Consider the following 21,029-nt stretch of genomic DNA (forward strand, 5'->3'; position numbering starts at 1 on the left):
GGCTGTGAAGGCAGAGCGCAGTCAAACAGCAGGAAGGTGGCATGTCTGCACAACCCGTCGATATCCAAATTTTTGGCCGTTCACTGCGAGTGAATTGCCCGCCTGAACAGAGAGATGCTCTGAATCAGGCCGCGGAGGATCTGAATCAGCGGTTGCAAGATCTGAAAGTTCGCACTAGAGTCACAAATACTGAGCAGTTAGTCTTTATCGCAGCGCTGAATATCAGCTATGAACTGACTCAGGAAAAGGCGAAAACCCGTGACTACGCATCCAGCATGGAACAGCGTATTCGGATGTTACAACAGACCATCGAACAGGCATTGCTTGATCAGGGTCGCATATCCGAAAGACCGGGGCCGAAGTTTGAATAACACTTCAAGGTTAACTATGGTAGAGTGACCGTGAAGAAAAAATTTCTCTGAGATGTTCGCAAGCGGGCCAGTCCCCTGAGCCGATATTTCATACCACAAGAATGTGGCGCTCCATGGTTGGTGAGCATGCTCGGTCCGTCCGAGAAGCCTTAAAACTATGACGACACATTCACCTTGAACCAAGGGTTCAAGGGTTACAGCCTGCGGCGGCATCTCGGAGATTCCCTTCTTTCTACCTGGTACCATGACACAACTTTCTGCTCTTCCCCCGTCACGTCAGGAAATCCGTAAAATCATACGGCAGCGTCGTCGCGCCCTTACCGCGGGGCAACAGGAACACTTTTCGATTGCAGCGGCAGCGCACATGATGGCGTATCCGCCGGTCGTGATGGCGCATACCGTCGCCCTTTTTCTCTCCTTCGATGGCGAGCTGGACACCCAACCGCTTATCGAACAGCTCTGGCGCAGCGGCAAACGCGTTTATCTGCCGGTGCTGCATCCGTTCAGCCCGGGCAATCTGCTGTTTTTGCAATACCATCCGCATAGCGAGCTGGTTATCAATCGCCTGAAAATTCAGGAACCGAAACTGGACGTGCGCGATGTCTTACCGCTTGCGCAGTTAGATGTCCTGATAACCCCGCTGGTTGCCTTTGACAGCCAGGGGCAACGACTGGGAATGGGCGGGGGCTTTTACGACAGAACGCTGCAAAACTGGCAACGATATGGTTTACAGCCGGTGGGTTACGCGCATGATTGTCAGCATGTTGATATGCTTCCAGTGGAAGAGTGGGATATTCCGCTCCCTGCGGTGGTGACGCCGTCGAGATTGTGGAGTTGGTGAAACCACAGGGTGAGTGAGAACACATAAAAACGGCAACCCTCAGGTTGCCGTTTTGCATTTATCTCGCCATCCAGTACTGCAAAGTTAGTACAGCAGGCGTGCGCGAATCGTACCCGGGATCGCCTTCATGCTCTGCAGCGCTTTTTGCGCCACATCTTCTTCGGCTTCAATATCGATAACCACATAGCCCATATACGGGGTCGTTTGCAGATACTGAGCGGCGATGTTGATACCGTCGCCAGCAAAGATCTGGTTGATTGCGGTCAACACGCCAGGACGGTTTTCGTGGATGTGCAGCAGACGACGACCACCGTGCAGCGGCAGCGACACTTCCGGGAAGTTAACGGCAGAGAGCGTTGAGCCGTTATCAGAGTACTTAATCAGCTTACCCGCTACTTCCAGGCCGATGTTTTCCTGGGCTTCCTGGGTTGAGCCGCCAATATGCGGCGTCAAAATCACGTTATCGAATTCGCAAAGCGGCGAATTAAACGGATCGCTGTTAGTTGCCGGCTCAGTTGGGAACACGTCGATTGCCGCGCCCGCCAGGTGTTTACGTTTAAGCGCATCGCACAGCGCCGGAATATCAACAACCGTACCACGTGCGGCGTTGATCAGCAGTGATCCCGGCTTCATCAGCGCCAGCTCTTCCACGCCCATCATGTTTTTGGTCGAGGCATTTTCCGGCACGTGCAGGCTGACAACATCGCTCATATTGAGCAAATCGGACAGGTGCTGAACCTGGGTCGCGTTACCCAGCGGCAGTTTGCTTTCAATATCATAGAAATAAACGTGCATACCGAGTGACTCAGCCAGAATGCCAAGTTGGGTACCGATGTGACCGTAGCCAATGATGCCCAATTTTTTACCGCGCGCTTCGTAAGAGCCCACGGCCAGTTTGTTCCAGATTCCGCGGTGCGCTTTGGCGTTCGCTTCCGGAATACCGCGCATCAGCAGTAACAGCTCGCCAATCACCAGTTCCGCCACGGAACGCGTGTTAGAGAACGGGGCGTTAAATACCGGGATACCGCGCTGTGCCGCCGCATCCAGATTGACCTGGTTGGTACCAATACAGAAACAACCAATCGCAACCAGTTTTTCAGCGGCGGCAATAACATCTTCGGTCAGGTTAGTACGGGATCGAATGCCAATGAAGTGGGCATCACGGATAGACTCTTTGAGCTGCTCACTGTCGAGCGCGCCTTTGTGATACTCGATGTTGGTGTAACCTGCTGCACGAAGGCTATCGAGTGCTTTCTGATGCACCCCTTCGACGAGCAGAAATTTAATCTTGTCTTTCTCCAGTGATACCTTTGCCATTTACCCGACCCTGTTTTTTGTCATAACTGATGTTGTGTGGATATTCATCCGCTGTAGTCAACATATCAAAAAAAACTATTGCAGCAATATGAACGTTTGCGTTGGCCCTGTGAAGGAATGTCATACAGTGAGAAATGGCAGAGGAATATGCTGGAAATAGCCACAGAGGCGGGAGGATTATCAGGGCGAATCCAGAAGCGTGACAGATGTCACCAAATTTGCTCTTTGAGATTTTTTTCATGGGGGAACACGTCCCCCACACAGATCATTTTGTGATGGTTTTGACGCCATCGGCGCTGCCGATCAAAGCCACATCCGCGCCGCGGTTGGCAAACAAGCCCACGGTTACCACACCCGGAATGCCATTAATCGTATTTTCCAGCGCAACAGGATCGATAATCTCCAGACCAAAGACGTCGAGGATCACGTTGCCGTTGTCGGTGACCACATTCTGGCGATATTCAGGACGACCGCCCAGCTTCACCAGTTCACGCGCTACGGCGCTTCGTGCCATCGGGATCACTTCCACCGGTAGCGGGAATTTACCGAGGATCTCGACCTGTTTGGACGCATCGGCAATACAGATAAATTTATCGGCTACCGAGGCAATGATCTTTTCGCGCGTTAACGCGGCGCCGCCGCCTTTGATCATCTGCATCTGACCGTTGATTTCATCCGCGCCATCAACATAAATTCCCAGACGATCGACTTCGTTCAGATCGAATACGGTGATACCCAGGCCTTTCAGTTTTTCTGTCGAGGCATCGGAACTGGAGACCGCCCCTTCAATCTGACCTTTCATGGTACCGAGCGCGTCAATAAAGTGCGCAGCGGTGGAGCCGGTACCAACACCTACGATAGTACCCGGTTCAACATATTTCAGCGCTGCCCAACCCACTGCTTTTTTTAATTCGTCCTGCGTCATCGTCGTTCGCCTGTGGTGAGAATGGTGTGGAATTCGAAGCGCATTATAGAACATGGAAGGGGGAAAAGTCCCTGTGAGCTGTGTCACATTACCAGCAGGTACATTTTCGTCTGTAAGAGACAAAAAATTATGTCATAGTGCTGAGTAATTATTTTGCAGGAGTATGTCAGTCAGATGAAACGTCCGGACTACAGAACGTTACAGGCGCTCGATGCGGTCATTCGGGAACGTGGGTTTGAGCGCGCCGCGCAGAAGCTGTGTATCACTCAGTCCGCCGTATCGCAGCGAATTAAACAGCTCGAAAATATGTTTGGTCAGCCCCTGCTGGTGCGCACCGTCCCACCGCGCCCCACTGAGCAAGGGCAAAAATTGCTGGCGCTGCTGCGCCAGGTAGAATTGCTGGAAGAAGAGTGGCTGGGTGATGAGCAAACCGGCTCCACCCCACTCCTGCTGTCGCTGGCGGTGAACGCCGACAGTCTGGCAACCTGGCTGCTGCCCGCGCTGGCACCGGTACTGGCCGACTCGCCAATTCGTCTGAATTTACAGGTTGAAGATGAAACCCGCACTCAGGAGCGTCTGCGTCGCGGCGAAGTGGTCGGTGCGGTAAGTATTCAGCCGCAGGCTCTGCCAAGTTGCCTCGTTGACCAGCTTGGCGCGCTTGATTACCTGTTTGTCGGTTCAAAAGCCTTTGCTGAACGTTACTTCCCGAATGGCGTAACCCGCTCGGCGTTACTTAAAGCGCCTGCCGTGGCGTTTGATCATCTCGACGATATGCACCAGGCCTTCTTACAGCAAAACTTCGACCTGCCGCCGGGCAGCGTACCCTGCCATATCGTTAACTCGTCGGAAGCATTTGTGCAACTGGCAAGGCAGGGAACGACCTGCTGTATGATCCCGCATCTGCAAATCGAAAGAGAGTTGAATGCCGGAGAGCTGATCGATCTGACGCCGGGTCTCTTCCAGCGCCGGATGCTGTTCTGGCACCGGTTTGCGCCAGAAAGCCGCATGATGCGCAACGTCACCGACGCACTGCTGGCGTACGGCCACAAGGTGCTAAGGCAAGATTAAAACATTGTCTTACCGGGGCGACATATCGTGCAAAATGCAGCCCCCGGTAAGCGTGGCGCATCTGGATTTCCCAGATGCGGCCACATATCCCACTCATTTGAAATTACTGCGTTTTGTCCGTTGTTGCTGGCTGCTGAGTCTGGCTCTGCGTTGGCTCAAGCTGGAACACAACATCCACCTGATCGGCAAACTGAATGGTCGGCTGTTCGTACGTTTCCTGTGCGGATACCGGCGCCGCATCTGCTTTCATCATGCGAACCATCGGGCTCGGCTGATAATTGGAAACGTGGTAACGCACGCTATACACCGGGCCAAGCTTCGCGTGGAAACCGGCTGCCAGTTGTTCGGCCTGATGAACCGCATCATCAATGGCGGCTTTACGCGCCTTATCCTTGTAAGAATCCGGTTGCGCAACGCCCAGCGAAACGGAACGGATTTCATTCAGACCGGCTTTCAGTGCACCATCCAGCAGAGAATTGAGCTTCTCCAGATCGCGCAGGGTTACTTCCACCGTACGTACGGCACGCCAACCTTTCAGCACGCTTTTACCGTTTTGGTAATCATAATCCGGCTGGGTGCGCAAGTTGGCGGCGTTGATGTCTTTCTTCACTACGCCATTCTTGTCGAGGAAGGAGAGATACTCGGCGACGCGGTCGTCTGCCTGTTTCTTGGCGGTTGCAGCATCTTTCGCCTGGATGTTCACTTCAATCGCCAGGGTGGCAATATCCGGCACTGCGTCCACGCTCGACGTACCCGAGGTAATAATGTGCGGGCCATCAGGCAGTTCACTTGCCTGTACCGACATGACACTCAGTCCCACTAATGCCGCCAGGGCCATCACTTTGAATTTCACGGTTGCTCCTCCATGTTGCTTATTACGTCCGTAACAAAACGGCACGCCAGGCAAAAGCTTAGCGGATACCGTTGGTTTGTCTATCAGACCAGACTTAGTTTAATAACGCCTGCATATGGGCCACGCCCTCTTTTGCCAGTTGCGCGGCAATAACCCACATTACCGCCCCGACGATCAGATTGATGATACGTTGTGCTTTTGCCGTACGCAGACGCGGGGCAAACCAGGCCGCCAGCATCGCCAGGCCAAAAAACCAGATAACAGACGCACTGATCGTCCCCATCGCAAACCAGCGCTTCGGCTCCGCCTCCAGTTGCCCGCCGAGACTGCCGAGTACAACAAAGGTATCCAGATAGACATGAGGATTAAGCCAGGTCACCGCCAGCATGGTCGCGATGATTTTCCAGCGTCCCTGCTTCATCGCTTCGGCGCTGGCAAGCTCGATATGACTGCCGAACGCGGTTTTCAGCGCGCCATAGCCATACCACAGCAAAAAAGCGACGCCGCCCCAGGTGACCAGCCCCAGCAGCCAGGGAGATTGCATCAACAAGGCGCTGCCGCCGAAGACCCCGGCGCAAATCAGCAGCAAGTCGCTCAGCGTACACAGCAAAGCCGTCATGATGTGGTACTGGCGACGGATCCCCTGGTTCATAACAAAGGCATTTTGCGGCCCCAGGGGCAAAATCAACGCGGCACCCAATATAAGACCTTGAAAGTAATAGGTTATCACACTAGATTCTCACTCATCTTTTTTCTGGATTCAGACTATAACGCGCAAGAATCATTAGCGGAAATTGAATATTTTAATGAGTAATAAGCGGAGCTAATAATAGAAAGCAGTAAAAAGGCCAGCAGTGCCGGCCTTATTCTTTACTCTTCGACAGGCTCTTTCACCCGCTTGAAATTCACATCCATTTGCGGGTAAGGGAAACTGATACCGTGCTCATCAAAGCTGCGTTTCACTTTCTCCAGCACATCCCAGTAGACGTTTTGCAGATCGCTACTGTTACTCCAGACGCGTACCACAAAGTTGATGGAAGACGCCCCGAGTTCATTCAGACGCACCGTCATTTCACGGTCTTTCAGAATACGGTCATCAGCCTGGATGATATCGGTCAGCAATTTCGTGACCAGATCGATATCGGAGTCGTACGCAACGCCAATAATAAATTCGTTACGACGCACCGGCTCGCGGGAAAAGTTGATAATGTTCCCGGCGATAATTTTACCGTTGGGAACCACGATTATGCGGCCATCGGCGCTGCGCAGCGTGGTGGAGAAAATCTGCACCTGCAGAACGGTACCGGCGACGCCCCCCAGATCAACATATTCCCCGGAACGGAACGGGCGAAATGTCACCAGCAGTACCCCGGCGGCCAGGTTCGAGAGTGACCCTTGTAGCGCCAGACCGATTGCCAGACCGGCGGCACCCAGTACAGCGATGACCGAGGCGGTTTGTACCCCCACGCGCCCCAGTGCGGCTATCAGGGTAAATGCAATGACGCCGTAGCGCACCAGCGCAGAGAGAAAATCGGCAACGGTGGCATCAATGTGCCGCGCCCGCATCAGTTTATTGACGGTGTTTGAAATCATGCGGGCAACGATCATACCCACAATGATGATGGCAATGGCGGCAACGATGTTAACAGCGTAACTCAGCAGTAACGCCTGATTGGTCACCAGCCAGGAGCCTGCGTCATTGATGCTATCGACGACGTGAAGATCTTCCATTCTTTGTTCCTTATGTTGATCCGTACGAGAACAATCCTTCCCGACGGTGGCGGACAGACACCTAAAGGGTAAACAATAAGGGACGATTTTGCCAAATGGATCACATTTAATGATGAGTGCAGGCTATTGAATCGGAAATAAAAAAGGCCCGCATAAGCGGGCCTGATTCAGGAAACAAGGCAAAATTTACAGAACGTCAACCGCGTTCAGTTCTTTGAAAGCCTGTTCCAGACGCGTGATCATAGAAGACTGCGCTGCACGCAGCCATACGCGCGGATCGTAGTATTTCTTGTTCGGCTGGTCTTCGCCTTTCGGGTTGCCCAGTTGACCTTGCAGATACGCTTCGTTGGCTTTGTAGTAGTTCAGAATACCTTCCCAGGTCGCCCATTGGGTGTCGGTATCGATGTTCATTTTGATAACGCCGTAGCTTACGGAGTCTTTGATTTCCTGAGCAGTAGAACCGGAACCGCCGTGGAATACGAAGTTCAGGGCGTTGTGCGGCAGGTTATGTTTCTTGCAAACATATTCCTGAGAGTCGCGCAGGATAGTCGGGGTCAGTTTCACGTTACCCGGTTTGTACACGCCATGCACGTTACCGAAGGAAGCGGCAATGGTGAAGCGCGGGCTGATTGCGTTCAGTTTGGTGTATGCGTAATCAACATCTTCCGGCTGAGTGTACAGTGCAGAAGCGTCCATGTGGCTGTTGTCCACGCCGTCTTCTTCGCCACCGGTGCAGCCCAGTTCGATTTCCAGCGTCATGCCGATTTTGGACATGCGCGCCAGATATTTGGAGCAGATCTCGATGTTTTCTTCCAGGGACTCTTCAGACAGGTCGATCATGTGAGAAGAGAACAGCGGTTTGCCGGTAGCAGCAAAGTGTTTTTCACCCGCGTCCAGCAGGCCGTCGATCCACGGCAGCAGTTTCTTCGCGCAGTGGTCAGTGTGCAGAATAACCGGAACACCGTAGTGCTCTGCCATCTGGTGTACGTGATGCGCACCAGAGATCGCCCCCAGGATAGCAGCACCCTGAGGAATGTCGGTTTTCACGCCTTTACCCGCGATGAATGCAGCACCACCGTTGGAGAACTGAACGATAACCGGTGCTTTCACTTTCGCAGCGGTTTCCAGAACGGCGTTAATGGAATCGGTGCCCACGCAGTTAACTGCTGGCAGCGCAAAGTTATTTTCTTTCGCTACCTGGAACACTTTCTGTACGTCATCACCGGTAATGACGCCCGGTTTTACGAAATCAAAAATTTTAGACATGTTTTCGAGTCCTGTATCTGTATCTTCGACCGTTGGAAAAAAGTTCGCGAGCATGACGCGCGCTGAAAATTGGGCAGGTTTCCCTGCCCATTGAATACTTACTTCTTAGCGCGCTCTTCGAGCATTGCGACTGCCGGCAGCACTTTGCCTTCCACGAACTCGAGGAACGCACCGCCGCCAGTGGAGATGTAGGAGATTTTGTCAGCGATACCGAACAGGTCGATAGCTGCCAGAGTGTCGCCGCCGCCTGCGATGGAGAACGCTTCGCTGTCAGCGATGGCGTTAGCAACGATTTCAGTACCTTTGCGGAAGTTCGGGAATTCGAACACGCCCACCGGGCCGTTCCACAGAATGGTTTTCGCGTTTTTCAGGATATCAGCCAGTTTCTGCGCAGAAACATCGCCCAGGTCCAGAATCTGCTCTTCGTCTTTGATGTCAGAAACAGATTTCAGGGTAGCGGTCGCGGTTTCGGAAAACTCGGTAGCAACACGAACATCTGTCGGAACCGGAATATCGCAGGTGCCCAGCAGGCGTTTTGCTTCGTCAACCAGGTCAGCTTCGTACAGGGATTTACCCACGTTGTGGCCCTGAGCAGCAACGAAGGTGTTGGCGATGCCGCCACCGACGATCAACTGGTCAGCGATTTTAGACAGGGAGTCCAGAACGGTCAGTTTAGTGGAAACTTTAGAACCACCAACGATAGCGACCATCGGGCGAGCAGGTTCTTTCAGCGCTTTACCCAGCGCTTCCAGTTCGTCAGCCAGCAGCGGACCTGCGCACGCAACATCTGCGAATTTACCGATACCGTGAGTTGAAGCCTGTGCACGGTGAGCAGTACCGAAAGCGTCCATCACAAATACGTCGCACAGTGCAGCATATTTTTTGGACAGCGCTTCGTCGTCTTTCTTCTCGCCTTTGTTGAAACGAACGTTTTCCAGAACAACCAGTTCACCTGCAGCAACTTCAACGCCATCCAGGTAGTCTTTAACCAGACGTACCGGGTTGGACAGTTTGTCTTTCAGGTAATTAACAACCGGCAGCAGAGAGTACTCTTCGTTGTACTCGCCTTCGGTCGGACGACCCAGATGGGAGGTAACCATCACTTTCGCGCCTTGTTTCAGCGCCAGCTCGATGGTCGGCAGAGAAGCACGGATACGCGCATCGCTGGTCACTTTGCCATCTTTAACCGGTACGTTCAGATCCGCACGGATGAAAACGCGTTTACCTGCCAAATCCAGATCGGTCATCTTAATTACAGACATGGTGAATCCTCTCAATGATTCATAAAGTTTTGCGAACGCAATGTGCGCCCTACCTGAAACCTTTTGCGGCCATCTCTAACGTCGTGTCGAGCATTCGGTTAGCAAAGCCCCATTCGTTATCGCACCATACCAGGGTTTTAATAAGGTGCGCGCCACTGACCCGTGTTTGCGTGCCATCAACAATGGCACTGTGCGGATCATGGTTAAAATCTGTTGAGACCAACGGTAATTCCGTATAGTCAACTATACCATGAAATGTTCCCTGTGCTGCTTTTTGCAGCAAGGCATTGACTTCACACGCTTTTACCGGATTTTTCACCGTCACGCTCAGGTCGATGGCCGTCACATTTATGGTCGGTACGCGTACCGCAATCGCCTCAAACCGATCATAAAATTGCGGGAAAATACGGGTGATACCCGCCGCCAGTTTCGTGTCCACAGGAATAATAGACTGGCTGGCTGCACGCGTACGGCGTAAATCAGGATGATAGGCGTCAATCACCTGCTGATCGTGCATTGCGGAATGGATCGTGGTGACAGTACCCGATTCAATTCCCCAGGCGTCGTCAAGAAGCTTAATAATCGGAATAATGCAGTTCGTGGTGCAGGAGGCGTTGGACACAATACGATCGTCAGCTTTTAAGGCATCCTGGTTGACGCCAAAAACGACCGTCGCGTCGAGATCGTTACCGCCGGGATGCGAGAACAACACTTTCTTCGCCCCCGCCGCCAGGTGCGCTTCGCCATCGGCACGGCTGCCAAACACGCCCGTGCAATCGAGCACTACATCAACGCCCAGCTCACGCCAGGGAAGCGCGGCAATATCGCGCTGGTGAAGAATACGAATCGCGTCTTCACCGACAAACAGCTGCTCGCGCTCCTGATGTACATCCCATGCGAAACGCCCGTGGCTGGTGTCATATTTCAATAAATGGGCCATGCCTGCCGCATCTGCCAGTTCATTGATTGCCACCACGGTGACTTCCGCCCGACGCCCGGATTCATACAAAGCACGAACCACGTTGCGCCCGATGCGACCGAAGCCATTAATCGCTATGCGTACGCTCATAGATCTCCTGCAAGGTTACCCAATTTGAGGTGGCTCACAGAGTAATGCAGCAACCTTTACAGGGGAACCTCGCCTGTCACAAACTGCGTTTGATTGATTAATTGTCGAACATTTAAGCGACTGAAACGCTTCAGCTAGAATAAGCGAAACACAGAATAAAAGGAATCCATGTCCAGCCCTGGCGACCATTTATCTGACTTACGTCACATTTTTTGCGGGAATACTTCGAGGTAAAAAACAAAACGGTAACCTGTTGGTTACCGTTTTAGTATCCGTCCCCTCTCCCATCGGGAAAGGGGCAGAGTGAGGGCATCAGCCCTCAATCCAATAGCAATTACAGCAGCGCTTTCGCTTTAGCGATCACGTTGTCTACGGTAAAGCCGAACTCTTCAAACAGCAGCTCTGCCGGTGCAGATTCACCGAAGGTGGTCATCCCGACGATAGCGCCGTTCAGGCCCACATATTTGAACCAGTAGTCAGCGATACCCGCTTCAATTGCCACGCGTGCAGAAACGGCTTTCGGCAGTACGGATTCACGGTAGGCGGCATCCTGTTTGTCGAACGCGTCGGTGGACGGCATGGAAACCACGCGCGCCTTCACGCCTTCGGCAGTCAGTTTTTCCCATGCGGCAACCGCCAGTTCAACCTCAGAACCGGTGGCGATGAAGATAAGCTCTGGCTGACCAGCGCAATCTTTCAGCACGTAACCACCACGGGCCACGTTTGCCAGTTGCTCAGCGGTACGCTCCTGCTGCGCCAGGTTCTGACGGGACAGAATCAGCGCGGTCGGGCCATCGGCACGCTCAACGCCGTATTTCCATGCCACTGCAGATTCTACCTGGTCACACGGACGCCATGTGCTCATGTTCGGGGTTACGCGAAGGCTTGCCACCTGCTCAACCGGCTGGTGAGTCGGGCCATCTTCGCCCAGACCGATAGAGTCGTGGGTGTAGACCATCACCTGGCGCTGTTTCATCAGGGCCGCCATACGCACCGCGTTACGGGCATATTCCACAAACATCAGGAAGGTGGAGGTGTACGGCAGGAAACCACCGTGCAGGGAGATACCGTTAGCGATAGCGGTCATACCGAACTCGCGCACGCCGTAATGGATGTAGTTACCGGCAGTATCTTCGTTAATCGCTTTAGAGCCAGACCAGATGGTCAGGTTAGAAGGCGCGAGATCTGCGGAGCCGCCGAGGAATTCCGGCAACAGCGGACCGAACGCTTCAATCGCATTCTGGGACGCTTTACGGCTGGCGATTTTGGACGGGTTCGCCTGCAGCTTCGCGATGAATTCGTTGGCTTTTGCGTCGAAATCAGACGGCAGCTCACCGCTCATACGACGGGTGAACTCTGCGGCTTCCTGCGGGAAGGCTTTGGCGTAGGCTGCGAACTTCTCGTTCCAGGCGGATTCTTTCGCCTGACCTGCTTCTTTTGCATCCCACTGAGCATAGATTTCAGACGGGATTTCAAATGCCGGGTGTTTCCAGCCCAGCGCTTCGCGGGTCAGTGCGATTTCCGCGTCGCCCAGCGGCGCGCCGTGGGAGTCGTGAGTACCCTGTTTGTTCGGCGAACCGAAGCCGATGATGGTTTTGCACATCAGCAGGGACGGTTTGTCGGTGACTGCACGCGCTTCTTCTACTGCACGTTTGATGGAGTCAGCGTTATGACCGTCAACCCCACGTACTACGTGCCAGCCATAGGCTTCAAAGCGTGCGGCGGTATCATCGGTAAACCAGCCTTCCACGTGGCCGTCAATGGAGATGCCGTTGTCGTCGTAGAACGCAACCAGTTTGCCCAGTTTCAGGGTACCGGCCAGGGAGCATACCTCGTGAGAGATACCTTCCATCATGCAGCCGTCGCCCATGAACGCGTAAGTGAAGTGGTCAACAATGTCATGGCCCGGACGGTTAAACTGCGCCGCCAGGGTTTTCTCCGCAATCGCCATGCCCACAGCGTTGGCAATGCCCTGACCCAGCGGGCCGGTGGTGGTTTCCACACCTGCGGTGTAACCCACTTCCGGGTGACCCGGGGTTTTTGAATGCAGTTGACGGAAGTTTTTCAGCTCGTCAATCGGCAGGTCGTAACCGGTGAGGTGCAGCAGGCTGTAAATCAGCATTGAACCGTGGCCGTTGGACAGCACGAAACGGTCGCGGTCAGCCCATGCCGGGTTCTGCGGGTTATGGTTCAGGAAATCACGCCACAGGACTTCGGCGATGTCAGCCATACCCATCGGGGCACCCGGGTGACCGGATTTGGCTTTCTGTACCGCGTCCATGCTCAGCGCACGAATGGCATTGGCAAGCTCTTTACGTGAGGACATTTTGACTCCAGATCGGACTGTTAAAGGCCATGCCCGGAACGACTTGACTACAGCGCGTTATGGGCTACGCCGGAAAAAAGTGCCAACAATGTAACCCAAGCGGCAAGTCATGTACATGGAGCATCCTTTTGAGGATTAAGAAATCTCTGGAAGGTGCATGGTCGTTGCGCAATGGACTCGCCCCGTAATCCTTCTATTCTTTATACTTGTGCAACTGCACCGGCTCGTTTGTGCGCGGCGCATTATCAGAATTATGAATTAACCTGCGTGGAAGATAAGAGATGAAAATTCGCCCGGCTTTGCTTGCTCTGACAACAGCGACCCTGTTGGCAGGTTGTCAGAATATGGACTCCAACGGTTTTATGACCTCCGGTGCAGAAGCTTTTCAGGCCTACACATTGAGCGATGCTCAGGTTAAAAGCCTGAGTGACGAAGCCTGTAAGCAGATGGACAGTAAAGCAACGATAGCCCCTGCGGGCAGTCAGTATAATCAGAGGCTTAGTAAGATTGCCGCCGCGCTGGGCGATAATATCAACGGCCAGCCGGTGAACTACAAGGTTTACGTAGCAAAAGATGTTAACGCCTTTGCCATGGCGAATGGCTGTATCCGTGTTTATAGCGGTCTGATGGATATGATGAATGACAACGAGGTCGAGGCGGTAATTGGCCATGAAATGGGCCACGTTGCGCTCGGTCACGTGAAGAAAGGCATGCAGGTGGCGCTTGGCACCAATGCCGTGCGTGCCGCGGCCGCATCGGCGGGCGGCGTCGTAGGCAATTTATCGCAATCTCAGTTGGGTGACCTGGGCGAGAAACTGGTGAATTCGCAGTTCTCGCAGCGTCAGGAGTCCGAAGCGGACGATTATTCCTATGATCTGTTGCGCAAACGTGGAATTAGCCCGATTGGGCTGGCCACCAGCTTCGAAAAATTAGCAAAACTCGAAGAGGGTCGCCAGAGCTCCATGTTTGACGATCACCCGGCCTCGGCTGAACGTGCGCAACATATCCGCGATCGCCTGGCGGCAGACGGTATTAAGTAATTTGACATATAACATCCCCGGTGGCGCTGCGCTTACCGGGGCGACGAGTTACGCGCGTCGGTCACATCCTTCTCCACACTATCCATAAGCCGAACAGGCCCTTCATGCTTTCCAGGACGCTATAAATAAAAAACTGACCGATTTAGATGATTAAACCGGTCAGTTAAAGGTGAGTCCTGATTACTCGTCTTCGAGGTAGGTATACCCGTACAGCCCTGCTTCAAACTCTTCGAGGAACTGCTGTTGCAGCGCATCGTCCAGATCGGTCTGTTTCACCTGATCGCGGAACTGAATCAGCAAAGTTTTCGGATCGAGCTGCACATATTGCAGCATATCGGCCACGGTATCGCCTTCATCCGACAGTTCAACTTCCACGCTGCCGTCAGGGAATACAAAGACGTCCACCGCTTCGGTATCGCCAAACAGGTTATGCATGTTGCCGAGAATTTCCTGGTACGCGCCAACCATAAAGAAGCCCAGCATCGGCGGGTTTTCCGGGTCGTACTCCGGCATCGGCATGGTGGTCGCAATACCATCGCCATCCACATAGTGATCGATAGCGCCGTCGGAATCGCAGGTGATATCCAGTAACACCGCACGACGTTCCGGCGCGTGATTCAAACCTTCCAGCGGCAGCACCGGGAAGAGTTGATCGATACCCCAGGCATCCGGCATTGACTGGAACAGGGAGAAGTTGACGTAAATCTTATCCGCCATACGCTCCTGCAGTTCGTCAATAATCGGACGATGTGCGCGGTTGCTCGGGTCGAGCTGCTTTTGCACTTCATGGCACATGTTCAGATACAGTTGCTCTGCCCAGGCGCGCTCCTGAAGATTAAAAGTGCCAGAGGAGTAACCGATGTGAATATCGTGCAGATCCATCTGGCTGTCGTGCAGCCATTCGCGCAACGAGCGGCGGTTGCCGGTTTCATGCATCTCCAGCCAGGTTTCCCACATACTTTGCAGCGGGCGGGCAGCGTCTTCTGGCGGAGGTGTCGCGTCGGTATATTCGTTACGCTCCACACCGATGATGTTAGACACCAGCACAGTATGATGTGCTGTCACCGCACGGCCCGACTCGGTAATCACTGTCGGATGCGGCAGACCGTTCTCTTCACAGGCATCGCCAATCGCCCAGATAATATTATTGGCATACTCATTCAGGCCATAGTTCACCGAGCAATCTGACTGGGAACGCGTACCTTCATAGTCCACACCCAAACCGCCGCCCACGTCGAAGCACTGAATGTCGACACCCAGCTTATGCAGTTCAACATAAAAACGTGCCGATTCACGCACGCCGGTGGCGATATCGCGAATGTTGGCCATCTGCGAACCGAGGTGGAAATGCAGCAGTTGCAGGCTGTCCAGACGACCGGCATCACGCAGAATATCCACCAGTTGCAGAACCTGCGTCGCCGCGAGACCAAATTTGGATTTCTCGCCGCCGGAGGATTGCCATTTACCGGAGCCCTGCGACGCCAGACGCGCACGCACACCCAGGCGCGGCACCACATTCAGGCGCTCGGCTTCTTCCAGCACAATCGCGATTTCCGACATCTTCTCAATGACCAGATAGACCTTGTGGCCCATTTTCTCGCCAATAAGTGCCAGACGGATGTATTCACGGTCTTTATAGCCGTTACAGACAATCACCGAGCGGGTCATGCCCGCATGGGCCAGAACCGCCATTAATTCGGCTTTCGAACCGGCCTCAAGACCCAGCGGCTCGCCGGAATGGATCAGCGACTCAATAACGCGACGATGCTGGTTTACTTTAATCGGGTAAACCAGGAAGTAATCGCCGTTATAGCCATAGGATTCGCGCGCGCGTTTAAAGGCGGCGTTAATGGAACGCAGACGATGTTGCAGGATCTGCGGGAAGCAGAACAGCGCAGGTAAACGCTGGCCTTGCGCCTCTCGGGCTTTTACCAGTTGAGCCAGGTCAACACGGGCTTCCGGGACATCAGGATCCGGGCATACGCTGATATGGCCCAGTTCGTTGACGTCATAATAGTTATTACCCCACCAGGCAATATTGTAAGTACGAAGCATCTTGCTGGCTTCCTGGGAGCTCATCGCAACCTCCTGCATGGAACGTAGTACACCGTGTTCGCCTGCTGACGAAGGCGAAAATGAAGACATGTCGTCAGACATAGCGAACCTCAACTCTTTGTATTAAGTGTAAAACAGTTAACTACTATCACAACGTTACGTTGCGATAACAACCCATAAACAGTCTGGCTATGCAGCATAAGATGCTGAAACGCCGACTGTGCGACCGGTTTCTTGTTCATAACATTGTAAAACACGTGACCGAACGAAATATGACGGTTCGGCGAAACCACGAGAAAACCCCTGAATCAACAGGAGAGCCCTTGTTCAGTCATCACTGTGCCATACCGGCCCGGGAGTCCTGAGAAGCGCCGAAATGGGTATAACATCGGCAGGTTTGCAGATTTGAAATGCGGGTTGCGGGGAATAAACGCGCGTCAGAACGACGCAACGGATTCTGCTGAAAGCAACGGTTCATTATCTCGTATCACCTCCACACACGTCTTGCGACCTGCGACAAGCCAAAGCCATAAATTGCTTAACCCGGCTGGAAGTGGCAACACGAGGAGTCCCGTGCGCTTTTAATATGAGCCGCGCGCGGCGTTTTATACCGATAACGGGGTGAAAATGCAAAATAAAAAATTACGTTGGCGCCATCCATAGGGAAAATTTCTGTAACCAATTCAAACAGAACATCTGGAGGCTCAAAAAACGCTGGCAATGGGATTAAGAATTAACCTAGAATAGCCATCCAGATGTTAATCCATCTATACTGATTAACACTTAGACAGTCCGTGTCGCTACCTGCACGTCCTCGCGGAACAACCGTGAAGGCATCCTGACACAGTGTCTAAGCCAACCGTATTATTCCAGGGTGAAAACACAATATGGCAAAACACCTTTTTACGTCCGAGTCCGTCTCAGAAGGGCATCCTGACAAAATTGCTGACCAAATCTCCGACGCCGTGCTTGATGCGATCCTCGAACAGGATCCGAAAGCGCGTGTTGCTTGTGAAACCTATGTAAAAACCGGCATGGTGCTGGTCGGTGGTGAAATCACTACCAGCGCATGGGTGGATATCGAAGAAATCACCCGTAACACCGTTCGTGAAATTGGTTATATCCATTCTGATATGGGTTTTGATGCCAACTCTTGCGCGGTACTGAGTGCAATTGGTAAACAGTCTCCTGATATTAACCAGGGCGTTGACCGTGCCGATCCGCTGGAGCAAGGTGCAGGCGACCAGGGTCTGATGTTTGGTTATGCGACCAACGAAACCGACGTGCTGATGCCTGCGCCGATCACCTACGCACACCGTCTGGTTGAGCGTCAGGCAGAAGTGCGTAAAAACGGCACCCTGCCGTGGCTGCGTCCGGATGCGAAAAGCCAGGTCACTTTCCAGTATGACGACGGCAAAATCGTCGGCATCGACGCGGTCGTTCTCTCTACTCAGCACGCAGAAGATATCGACCAGAAATCGCTGAAAGAAGCGGTAATGGAAGAGATCATCAAACCGGTCCTGCCGACCGAGTGGCTGAACGAATCCACCAAATTCTTTATCAACCCGACAGGCCGTTTCGTTATCGGTGGCCCGATGGGTGACTGCGGCCTGACCGGTCGTAAAATCATCGTTGATACCTACGGCGGCATGGCGCGTCACGGTGGCGGCGCGTTCTCTGGTAAGGATCCGTCTAAAGTTGACCGTTCCGCAGCCTACGCAGCCCGTTATGTGGCGAAAAACATCGTAGCGGCTGGCCTTGCTGACCGTTGTGAGATTCAGGTCTCTTACGCTATCGGCGTGGCAGAACCGACCTCTATCATGGTGGAAACTTTCGGTACTGAGAAAGTGCCTGCTGAACAGTTGATCCTGCTGGTACGCGAATTCTTCGACCTGCGTCCGTATGGTCTGATTCAGATGCTGGACCTGCTGCACCCGATCTATAAGCAAACGGCTGCTTACGGTCACTTTGGTCGCGAAACCTTCCCATGGGAAAAAACCGACAAAGCGGCTCAGTTGCGCGAAGCTGCCGGCCTGAACTAACAGGACGGCGTAGCCCCGCTAAGCGTCAGGGGTGTTTCCCCGGATGCGACAGAGATTAACAGGCCAGCCTTGTGCTGGCCTGCTGCTTTTCAGAGCCCGGTTAACCCGCGCTTTTACAAAAATCGACTAAACTTCTAAAGCGTTTTCAATACGTTAATGATAACGATTACACAGCCGCTTTGCTGTTATCGATACTGCTTATTACCCGGCCTTCATTAATTACAGACCCGCTGTTACATCCCCCTTTCGGTTTAGTCCGAAACTACCGTCATCCCCTCCCGCCTCTATTTCTTATATCTATAATATTTATCAGTTTTATTTGCCTGCCCGTTTTTGGTCGAATGTAACCGATTACACTTGCGTGACATTCATCACAAAAAACAGCCCGGCATTGACCTACGTTTACCATCGCAAAAACTGATATAACGAATGGAGGGCATCATGCCTGACAATAAAAAACAGGGACATTCAAACAAGGCGATGACCTTTTTTGTCTGCTTCCTTGCTGCACTGGCAGGACTTCTCTTTGGCCTGGATATTGGTGTTATCGCCGGGGCGCTGCCCTTTATCACTAATGACTTTAAAATTGACTCCCACGTACAGGAGTGGGTGGTCAGTTCAATGATGTTTGGTGCCGCCGTCGGCGCCGTGGGTAGCGGATGGATGTCGTGGAAACTCGGGCGTAAAAAAAGCCTGATGATCGGCGCAATTCTCTTTGTTATTGGTTCTCTGTGTTCTGCCGTTGCCCCTAACGTCGAAGTACTGATTATTTCCCGCATTATTCTTGGTCTTGCAGTGGGGATCGCGTCTTATACCGCCCCGCTCTATCTGTCCGAAATAGCACCGGAAAAAATCCGTGGCAGTATGATTTCAATGTACCAGTTGATGATCACCATCGGTATTCTCGGTGCTTATCTGTCGGATACGGCATTTAGCTATAGCGGCGCATGGCGCTGGATGCTCGGCGTGATTGTTATCCCGGCGATCCTGCTGCTTATCGGCGTGTTCTTCCTGCCGGATAGCCCGCGCTGGTATGCCGCCAAACGCCGTTTCCATGACGCTGAACGCGTGCTGCTACGCCTGCGTGATACGAGCGCCGAAGCCAAAAACGAGCTGGATGAAATTCGCGAAAGCCTGCAGGTGAAACAGACCGGCTGGGCGCTGTTTAAAGAGAACAACAATTTCCGTCGTGCGGTCTTCCTTGGCGTGCTGTTGCAGGTGATGCAGCAGTTCACCGGCATGAACGTCATCATGTATTACGCGCCGAAAATCTTCGAGCTGGCAGGCTACAGTAATACCACGCAGCAAATGTGGGGGACGGTAATCGTCGGTCTGACCAACGTCCTGGCCACCTTTATCGCGATCGGCGTTGTCGACCGCTGGGGCCGCAAACCCACGCTGGTGCTTGGCTTCCTGGTGATGGCTGTCGGCATGGGGGTTCTGGGGACCATGCTGCATCTGGGCATTCACTCGCAGGGCGCACAATACTTTGCCGTCGCCATGCTGCTGATGTTTATTGTCGGGTTTGCCATGAGTGCCGGTCCGGTCATCTGGGTACTGTGCTCGGAAATTCAGCCGCTGAAAGGGCGTGATTTTGGTATCACCTGCTCAACAGCAACCAACTGGATAGCGAACATGATTGTCGGCGCCACGTTCCTCACCATGCTGGACTCCCTTGGCAACGCCAATACCTTCTGGGTCTATGGTGGCCTGAACGTCCTGTTTATTATCCTGACGCTGTGGCTGGTTCCGGAAACCAAACATATTTCGCTGGAGCATATCGAGCGTAATCTGATGAAAGGTCGCCCGCTGCGCGAAATCGGTTCCCATAATTAAGTTGATGGCGTGCCTGTAAACCACAGGCACGCTCTTCCAGATACCGCAGGCCAGCCCTCATTCGACGGCTGGCCTGCTCACCTTCTGGCAGAATTATCTGAATTTTCTCCCCCGCTACGGTGACATTCATATCGGCAAAAATTTCCGCCGCCCTGCGCTTGCTGCGGCCAATACGCCATTTTTTATCTGCCAACGTCCCCGAAGAGTGAAACGTGAGTTATTACGCCATTCATTTTTATTATTTTCATTTGAAACATGATAATGATAATTATTGTGTTAACATTCAGTTATTCTTTAGTAAAAACATATGTATGTCACTGTAATGTAAGGAACATGGCGGGTGTCGCTTCTCGTCCGTCTTTTCCTTGCACAGGCATATTCTTTAATAGCCAGGAACACGCATGGATCACATTGTTTACGTTGTGGACGATGATAATTCCGTCAGGCAGGCGCTGGTCAGCCTGCTGCGAGCAGAGGATTATCGGGTGGCCGACTTTTCCTCAGCGCAAGCGTTTCTGTCCCACCCTTTTACCTCACAGCCAGGCTGTCTGATTCTGGATATGAATATGCCCGGTGCCAGCGGTTTCGACGTCACCGACGCCCTTTCCCGGCTTGGACATGTGATTCCGGTTATTTTCCTGACCGGTTTTGGCACCATTCCGCTCTCGGTCAAAGCGATGAAGGCAGGGGCATATGAGTTTATGACCAAACCCGCTGTCCCCGGCTTGTTGCTCCAGGCCGTTGCCGATGCCCTGAAACTGGCGGAGAAAACCCTCGACGAAACGCAAGAGATACAGGCGTTGACCACGCGTTATGACTCACTGACGCCGCGCGAAAAAGAGGTGTTTCAACTGGCGATTGGTGGCCTGCTGAATAAACAGATCGCCACCGAAATGGGCGTCAGCGAGATCACCGCCAAAGTACATAAAAAGCGGGTGATGGAGAAAATGCAGGTCCGTTCCCTGACCGATCTGGTCAGGGCTGCAGACCGTCTGAATATTCAAAAAACCCTCGGACGATAGCGGCC

At 53.0% G+C, this 21,029-nt stretch carries 18 protein-coding genes and 1 other RNA gene; 8 read left to right on the plus strand and 11 right to left on the minus strand.

The window, feature by feature from the left end; genetic code table 11:
* Positions 1-41: 41 nt before the first annotated feature.
* From zapA to ABU190_RS21915, 3 genes are all read left to right on the plus strand, one after another.
* Complete coding sequence (gene zapA / locus ABU190_RS21905; protein ID WP_039077987.1) at positions 42-371, plus strand: cell division protein ZapA; 330 nt, start codon at positions 42-44, stop codon at positions 369-371.
* Positions 372-412: 41 nt separating this feature from the next.
* Positions 413-596, plus strand: a non-coding RNA gene (gene ssrS / locus ABU190_RS21910) — 6S RNA.
* Between the two features lie 19 nt (positions 597-615).
* Entirely contained in the window at positions 616-1,212 is a 597-nt protein-coding gene (locus ABU190_RS21915; protein WP_354692396.1) for a 5-formyltetrahydrofolate cyclo-ligase, read from the plus strand.
* 84 nt (positions 1,213-1,296) lie between these two features.
* Here the strand turns inward: ABU190_RS21915 and serA are convergent, their stop codons facing one another.
* Positions 1,297-2,529 carry a phosphoglycerate dehydrogenase gene (gene serA / locus ABU190_RS21920; RefSeq protein WP_354692397.1) on the minus strand — a complete coding sequence of 411 codons (1,233 nt, stop codon included), beginning with the start codon at positions 2,527-2,529 and terminating at the stop codon, positions 1,297-1,299.
* A 265-nt stretch (positions 2,530-2,794) separates the two neighbouring features.
* Positions 2,795-3,454, minus strand: coding sequence for a ribose-5-phosphate isomerase RpiA (gene rpiA, locus ABU190_RS21925; protein WP_039077990.1), 660 nt, complete (start codon positions 3,452-3,454; stop codon positions 2,795-2,797).
* A gap of 174 nt (positions 3,455-3,628) precedes the next feature.
* Here rpiA and argP point away from each other — a divergent pair, with 174 nt between their 5' ends.
* Positions 3,629-4,522, plus strand: a complete 894-nt coding sequence (gene argP / locus ABU190_RS21930; protein WP_039077991.1) for a DNA-binding transcriptional regulator ArgP — start codon at positions 3,629-3,631, stop codon at positions 4,520-4,522.
* A gap of 103 nt (positions 4,523-4,625) precedes the next feature.
* Here the strand turns inward: argP and ABU190_RS21935 are convergent, their stop codons facing one another.
* From ABU190_RS21935 to tkt, 7 genes are all read right to left on the minus strand, one after another.
* Entirely contained in the window at positions 4,626-5,375 is a 750-nt protein-coding gene (locus tag ABU190_RS21935; protein WP_039077992.1) for an oxidative stress defense protein, read from the minus strand.
* 94 nt (positions 5,376-5,469) lie between these two features.
* Positions 5,470-6,105 (minus strand): arginine exporter ArgO, encoded by a 636-nt coding sequence (argO, locus tag ABU190_RS21940; protein WP_039077993.1) that lies wholly within the window; start codon positions 6,103-6,105, stop codon positions 5,470-5,472.
* Positions 6,106-6,245: 140 nt separating this feature from the next.
* Positions 6,246-7,106: a small-conductance mechanosensitive channel MscS gene (locus tag ABU190_RS21945; RefSeq protein WP_039077994.1), complete on the minus strand. Its 861-nt coding sequence runs from the start codon at positions 7,104-7,106 to the stop codon at positions 6,246-6,248.
* A gap of 186 nt (positions 7,107-7,292) precedes the next feature.
* On the minus strand, positions 7,293-8,372 hold the full coding sequence (fbaA, locus tag ABU190_RS21950) for a class II fructose-bisphosphate aldolase (protein WP_039078179.1): 1,080 nt from the start codon (positions 8,370-8,372) through the stop codon (positions 7,293-7,295).
* Between the two features lie 98 nt (positions 8,373-8,470).
* The gene (gene pgk, locus ABU190_RS21955) at positions 8,471-9,634 is read right to left on the minus strand and encodes a phosphoglycerate kinase (protein ID WP_039077995.1); all 1,164 of its coding nucleotides are present in this window, start codon (positions 9,632-9,634) and stop codon (positions 8,471-8,473) included.
* A gap of 49 nt (positions 9,635-9,683) precedes the next feature.
* Positions 9,684-10,703 (minus strand): erythrose-4-phosphate dehydrogenase, encoded by a 1,020-nt coding sequence (gene epd, locus ABU190_RS21960; RefSeq protein WP_165158018.1) that lies wholly within the window; start codon positions 10,701-10,703, stop codon positions 9,684-9,686.
* A 334-nt stretch (positions 10,704-11,037) separates the two neighbouring features.
* Positions 11,038-13,029 carry a transketolase gene (gene tkt / locus ABU190_RS21965; protein ID WP_071195997.1) on the minus strand — a complete coding sequence of 664 codons (1,992 nt, stop codon included), beginning with the start codon at positions 13,027-13,029 and terminating at the stop codon, positions 11,038-11,040.
* A 281-nt stretch (positions 13,030-13,310) separates the two neighbouring features.
* Between tkt and ABU190_RS21970 the strand changes: the two genes are divergently transcribed.
* A complete protein-coding gene (locus ABU190_RS21970) occupies positions 13,311-14,069 on the plus strand; it encodes a M48 family metallopeptidase (protein WP_039077998.1) in 759 nt (252 codons plus the stop codon).
* Positions 14,070-14,249: 180 nt separating this feature from the next.
* Here ABU190_RS21970 and speA read toward each other — a convergent pair whose 3' ends face one another.
* Both speA and yqgB read right to left on the minus strand, forming a co-directional pair.
* Entirely contained in the window at positions 14,250-16,226 is a 1,977-nt protein-coding gene (gene speA / locus ABU190_RS21975) for a biosynthetic arginine decarboxylase (protein ID WP_354692398.1), read from the minus strand.
* Positions 16,227-16,234: 8 nt separating this feature from the next.
* Positions 16,235-16,366, minus strand: coding sequence for an acid stress response protein YqgB (gene yqgB, locus ABU190_RS21980; RefSeq protein ID WP_132438713.1), 132 nt, complete (start codon positions 16,364-16,366; stop codon positions 16,235-16,237).
* Positions 16,367-17,011: 645 nt separating this feature from the next.
* Here yqgB and metK point away from each other — a divergent pair.
* From metK to ABU190_RS21995, 3 genes are all read left to right on the plus strand, one after another.
* Entirely contained in the window at positions 17,012-18,166 is a 1,155-nt protein-coding gene (gene metK, locus ABU190_RS21985; protein ID WP_039078000.1) for a methionine adenosyltransferase, read from the plus strand.
* A 441-nt stretch (positions 18,167-18,607) separates the two neighbouring features.
* A complete protein-coding gene (locus ABU190_RS21990) occupies positions 18,608-20,002 on the plus strand; it encodes a sugar porter family MFS transporter (protein ID WP_039078001.1) in 1,395 nt (464 codons plus the stop codon).
* 401 nt (positions 20,003-20,403) lie between these two features.
* Positions 20,404-21,024 (plus strand): response regulator, encoded by a 621-nt coding sequence (locus tag ABU190_RS21995; RefSeq protein ID WP_071195995.1) that lies wholly within the window; start codon positions 20,404-20,406, stop codon positions 21,022-21,024.
* Positions 21,025-21,029 lie beyond the last annotated feature (5 nt).

The organism is Phytobacter sp. RSE-02 (genome assembly GCF_040578655.1).
Classification (GTDB): Bacteria; Pseudomonadota; Gammaproteobacteria; order Enterobacterales; family Enterobacteriaceae; genus Phytobacter; species Phytobacter diazotrophicus.

Excerpts from the sequence above, each read along its gene's own strand:
- ABU190_RS21915 (WP_354692396.1), top strand. The coding sequence starts at position 616 with ATGACACAACTTTCTGCTCTTCCCCCGTCACGTCAGGAAATCCGTAAA.
- zapA (WP_039077987.1), top strand. The coding sequence starts at position 42 with ATGTCTGCACAACCCGTCGATATCCAAATTTTTGGCCGTTCACTGCGA.
- serA (WP_354692397.1), bottom strand. The coding sequence starts at position 2,529 with ATGGCAAAGGTATCACTGGAGAAAGACAAGATTAAATTTCTGCTCGTC.
- ABU190_RS21945 (WP_039077994.1), bottom strand. The coding sequence starts at position 7,106 with ATGGAAGATCTTCACGTCGTCGATAGCATCAATGACGCAGGCTCCTGG.
- metK (WP_039078000.1), top strand. The coding sequence starts at position 17,012 with ATGGCAAAACACCTTTTTACGTCCGAGTCCGTCTCAGAAGGGCATCCT.
- ABU190_RS21990 (WP_039078001.1), top strand. The coding sequence starts at position 18,608 with ATGCCTGACAATAAAAAACAGGGACATTCAAACAAGGCGATGACCTTT.
- argP (WP_039077991.1), top strand. The coding sequence starts at position 3,629 with ATGAAACGTCCGGACTACAGAACGTTACAGGCGCTCGATGCGGTCATT.
- epd (WP_165158018.1), bottom strand. The coding sequence starts at position 10,703 with ATGAGCGTACGCATAGCGATTAATGGCTTCGGTCGCATCGGGCGCAAC.
- rpiA (WP_039077990.1), bottom strand. The coding sequence starts at position 3,454 with ATGACGCAGGACGAATTAAAAAAAGCAGTGGGTTGGGCAGCGCTGAAA.
- yqgB (WP_132438713.1), bottom strand. The coding sequence starts at position 16,366 with ATGAACAAGAAACCGGTCGCACAGTCGGCGTTTCAGCATCTTATGCTG.
- pgk (WP_039077995.1), bottom strand. The coding sequence starts at position 9,634 with ATGTCTGTAATTAAGATGACCGATCTGGATTTGGCAGGTAAACGCGTT.
- fbaA (WP_039078179.1), bottom strand. The coding sequence starts at position 8,372 with ATGTCTAAAATTTTTGATTTCGTAAAACCGGGCGTCATTACCGGTGAT.
- ABU190_RS21970 (WP_039077998.1), top strand. The coding sequence starts at position 13,311 with ATGAAAATTCGCCCGGCTTTGCTTGCTCTGACAACAGCGACCCTGTTG.
- tkt (WP_071195997.1), bottom strand. The coding sequence starts at position 13,029 with ATGTCCTCACGTAAAGAGCTTGCCAATGCCATTCGTGCGCTGAGCATG.
- ABU190_RS21995 (WP_071195995.1), top strand. The coding sequence starts at position 20,404 with ATGGATCACATTGTTTACGTTGTGGACGATGATAATTCCGTCAGGCAG.
- speA (WP_354692398.1), bottom strand. The coding sequence starts at position 16,226 with ATGTCTGACGACATGTCTTCATTTTCGCCTTCGTCAGCAGGCGAACAC.